We start from the raw sequence: 4125 nt of genomic DNA, 5'->3' as shown, positions 1-4125 counted from the left end.
TTATAAAGGGGAGGGAGCAAGAAAGCCCCCCTTTATAAGGGGGGTTGGGGGGTAACACCATCTCAACCGAAGCAACCCCCTCACTTCAGTCCTACCAACCACTCCAAGATCGCTGGATTGACAACTTCTGGATACTCGTCGTGCGGACAATGCCCCGCATCGGGAATCGAAACGACCTCAATGGGTTGTCCTTTGGCGGCGAGTTCTCGATAAACCTTCGCACCTTTTATCGGCGTCCAGGGGTCATTTTCTCCCCATAATACCAGCAATGGTTTAGTAACTTCTGGTAATAACGACTCTGGCGTCGGCCCTGGTGGTGCGGTGAGAATTGAGGCGAAAACTTGCTGTGCGCCCGGATCGCAAGCTGGTTGATAAATAATGTCGATTAGCTCGTCAGTGACGGCTTCACGGCGCGGATAGACCTGATACAGACTGCTGCGGATGCGAGATTTTTGACGGACTCGATCGAATAGAAATTTCCCAAACGCTGGAGATGCGACAATATTGGTAAATATCCCCATCACATTTCGCAGCAAGAAGTTCAACTCGTCAGGGCGATGATTCAATCCACCCGCACAATTAATTAATACTCCACCCGCACTAATTTCGGGGTGATGCGCCACCAACATCAGACTGAGCAAAGCCCCGATCGAGTTACCGACAAATACCGTCGGCCTGTTAATATACTCGTGCCAGAAGTCTACGACCAATTCTTCCCACAGTTCCATGCTGTAGTCGATTTGCGCCTTATCCGAACCGCCAAATCCGAGCAAATCGAGCGCGTATACCTGATACCCACCCTCAGCTAATACGGGGATATTCTTGCGCCAATGATCGATCGAGGCACCGAAACCATGAATTAATAATAGCGGTTGGCCCGATCCGGTAACTGAATATTTAATCTGATGTCCGCGCCAGTTCCAGGCGAGCTTTTCGGTAATGCGGAGCGGTGTTAGGGATGGAGTTGCGGTCATGAAGGATGTGGGACTAGAGCTACTCCTTCGATCTTAGTGAAAAACTTTGATGAAGGAAAGGTACGGTTTCTCGCATCTGGCACTTAGATCGATCCCACCAGTAAGAAATAATAACTGCATCTCGATCGCGTCAACTTCACTGAAATGATATACTTCAGCAAGCACCATCAAATAAATATTTTTTGTGGAAATAGTTCCAGATGAAGCTCTGGTAGTCAGAGGTGGCAAAAATCGCCCAGAAGATATTTTAAGAGGTACGGGTCTACACCCGTCGGGAGTGGTGGGTATTTCGGTAGAATGTGCAGTAGGGGCATCTGTAGAAGAATTAGCTGCTGGTATTCCCCATCGACAAATCGGAATAACTACTGTTGGGAAGATTAGACAAGCTGGTGGAGATGTCATTCGTACTTCTGGGCGCAGGGCAAGCCATGCTACTTTAGTTGGTTTAACCCACGAACAAACCAGCGAACTCTTTAATCCAACTATCTCTAATCCTGCACACGATCGAGCTTAATTTGGATGCGATTTTATGAATAATCCTAGAATCTTTGCTGATTTTCAAAATGCCGATTCGCAAGGGCGTTTGCGACTTAATTGTATTGGGACGATCGAAGATTTAAGTCGTCAGGGTACTAAGTTAATTGATGGCGAGAAGCTATCTGTCTATAGTGAAGAATTGGAAGCGGATGCGATCGTCACATATTCTGATGAAGAGAAAATTTGGGTAGCGACGATCGATTGGGATAAAATCAAAGAAGTAGCTGAGGTTTCAAATTCATCGATCGACAGCTAAAATAGTCGATCGATCTAAATACCAACATGTATAATTCAATTGATAATTAACGATCGGGATCGATCGAATCAACATTACTAATTTAACCTGATTTTGGAACAAGGCTTTCCACTGAATGATTCTTAGCTTCGTTTCTACACCGCCCTCAAATGAATTTGGGGCTAAGAGCAAAAGTTCGTTGAAACGAACTAATCAATTTGGTAGTTCGTTGAAACGAACTTGAGCTGTTAGCCCGAACTTATAGTTCAGGGCGGTGTTAGAACGAAGCAAATCACCAATCTCAAGTTTGTACTGCAAATTCGTCGGGATGAATGCCATGATTTACCCAAGTAATCGCCGCTTCTGCACTCGTCATCTCTGGCGGTACTCGGAGAATATGAATATGCTGTGTCGATGGACAAGTCATCTTGAGTAATACCATCGGCTCCGTTATGATAGATTCGCGATCCTCACTATAAATCTCTTTTATTTTATCGATTTTTAGTAAGATGTATTCTCGCCATGTGTCCAGATCGATTGTTTTCAATTCTTGGCAAATCTTCTCATATCCTATTTGTTGGATTAAAATACGTCTTAATTCGGTATTCTCTTCGTCTAATAACCATTCTGGTTTCCAATCACTAAATTTAGTCCAATATCGGCGTGGAAGATAAGTATTAAAGTACCTTACTTTTAGATTGGATATATTTTTTAGCACAGACAAATCTGTTAATGAGTTATTCATTAGATCTAGCTCCCTTAGATTAGATAGATTGCTAATGCTCTCTGGTAAATCAGTTAATCGATTATGATTTAGAGATAAATACTTTAAATTAGAAAGTTTACCGATATTGATTGGCAAACTAATTATCTGATTACAACTCAGCGATAATTCGCTCAAGTTAGAAAGATTTTCGATGCTTTCTGGTAAGCTGTCGAGATGATTGCTTAGAAGATGTAAATTAATTAAACTAGTGCAGTCCCCAATATTCTCTGGCAAAGAGTACAATTTACCACTCCATATAGCTAGCTCTGCTAAATTTGGGAGTTTAAACAAGCTATCTGGTAAAATAGATATAGGATTATAGCTTACATCTAACATAGTTAAATTTGAGAGGTTGCTAATGCTGTCAGGCAAGCTATTAAATTGATTGTGACTTAGAAATAGGTTGGTCAAACTTGGAAGGTTACAAATACTATCTGGTAATTCTGTTAAATAGTTATTATTAAGATGCAGTCTTTCTAAATGATGTAGATTACTGATGCTATCTGGTAGGCTAGTTAGTCTATAGTCATTCAAGTACAACTCTGGCAATCGATCGATCCTAGCTTGTTCGATTATTTGTTCTAATTCTGCCTGTTCCATAGTTAAGTTATATTCGTATCTAAGAATCTCGACAAATCAGGTATATCTATTCACAGATAACCCTCACATTGTAATTAGTCTACCCACTTTAATCGGTACAACTAACACTAAGATCGAACCTTTCTCTTCTGTGCGCTCTTTGCGCCTCTGCGGTTAAAAATATTAGCAACCTTCGCAACAATCTAAGATCGATCGATCTTCAACTTCCCAATCCCGTCAACATCCAACAAATAACCCTGCACCATTTCCAAAGCATATCGATCTGGTAAAACTTGCTGAAACTTACTAAAGCGATAATTAGGTAAATTTGCTAACAAATATTCCTGAGTATTCTTAGCTTGCCAAAACTCCGGCTTAGTGACTTCCACGATCGCACTCTCGAACATCGCAGGTGTTAAATGCTCCCCAGAGATCGTTACTTGAAAATTATCCGCTCTGACTTCCCAACCCCACAGGCATTCTAACCCATATTTGAGCGTGCGATTGATGCGTCCACCTGCATACGTCCACCATTGCACCTTCTCTTCCTCCCAAACCGTCCCTTCAATTACTTCCTGACGGCGTTCTGCACGGGCGTTATTTAATACCGATTTAGCGATCGGATCGAGATAAACTAAATCCTGTTTAGATTTTAATAATGATGCAATTTCCTGACAGACATCCCAACCCAGAAATTGCGGAATAAATCCGCCCCAAGTTGGTTTTTTGCCTTGGGGTGCGGGAGCGACGATGAGGGTGCGATTATCTCGATCGATCGATTGGGCAATCCAGGCTTTACCGCCTAATAGGAAGCAACTAATTTCGGGAATCAGACTATCGATAAATTTCTGTTCTAAAGAACCGATCGGTTGTTCTTTTTCGGTATAAACTTCATACTGTTGCGGCGAACTAAAGACGGCATATAAAGCCATAAAATTCTTCCGTCCAAAGGCTTTTTCGGTTTCCGCTCCGATCGCGAGTAATCCCTGTGTTAGATAGAGATACTTATTTTTGAGCATGTGCTTGATTAATCG

At 42.2% G+C, this 4125-nt stretch carries 4 protein-coding genes and 1 pseudogene; 2 read left to right on the top strand and 3 right to left on the bottom strand.

What is annotated here, in order from left to right; all coding sequences use genetic code 11:
• Positions 1–80: 80 nt before the first annotated feature.
• Positions 81–974: an alpha/beta fold hydrolase gene (locus C7B77_RS25260; protein WP_106311445.1), complete on the bottom strand. Its 894-nt coding sequence runs from the start codon at positions 972–974 to the stop codon at positions 81–83.
• A 184-nt stretch (positions 975–1158) separates the two neighbouring features.
• On the opposite strand from C7B77_RS25260, the gene C7B77_RS25255 reads away from it, so the two are divergent.
• Positions 1159–1488, top strand: coding sequence for a flavoredoxin (locus tag C7B77_RS25255; RefSeq protein ID WP_106311442.1), 330 nt, complete (start codon positions 1159–1161; stop codon positions 1486–1488).
• A gap of 15 nt (positions 1489–1503) precedes the next feature.
• Positions 1504–1767, top strand: coding sequence for a hypothetical protein (locus C7B77_RS25250; RefSeq protein ID WP_106311439.1), 264 nt, complete (start codon positions 1504–1506; stop codon positions 1765–1767).
• A gap of 280 nt (positions 1768–2047) precedes the next feature.
• Here C7B77_RS25250 and C7B77_RS25240 read toward each other — a convergent pair whose 3' ends face one another.
• Together C7B77_RS25240 and C7B77_RS25235 are read right to left on the bottom strand one after the other, a co-directional pair.
• Positions 2048–3112, bottom strand: a complete 1065-nt coding sequence (locus tag C7B77_RS25240) for a leucine-rich repeat domain-containing protein (RefSeq protein WP_106311433.1) — start codon at positions 3110–3112, stop codon at positions 2048–2050.
• A 182-nt stretch (positions 3113–3294) separates the two neighbouring features.
• Positions 3295–4125: pseudogene (locus C7B77_RS25235) on the bottom strand (DEAD/DEAH box helicase); the annotation flags it as partial.

Origin of the sequence: Chamaesiphon polymorphus CCALA 037, assembly GCF_003003845.1 — a bacterium.
In the GTDB taxonomy this organism is placed as follows: Bacteria; Cyanobacteriota; Cyanobacteriia; order Cyanobacteriales; family Chamaesiphonaceae; genus Chamaesiphon; species Chamaesiphon polymorphus.
This window is presented reverse-complemented; position numbering and strand designations above follow the sequence as displayed.

Excerpts from the sequence above, each read along its gene's own strand:
- C7B77_RS25240 (WP_106311433.1), bottom strand. The coding sequence starts at position 3,112 with ATGGAACAGGCAGAATTAGAACAAATAATCGAACAAGCTAGGATCGAT.
- C7B77_RS25260 (WP_106311445.1), bottom strand. The coding sequence starts at position 974 with ATGACCGCAACTCCATCCCTAACACCGCTCCGCATTACCGAAAAGCTC.
- C7B77_RS25250 (WP_106311439.1), top strand. The coding sequence starts at position 1,504 with ATGAATAATCCTAGAATCTTTGCTGATTTTCAAAATGCCGATTCGCAA.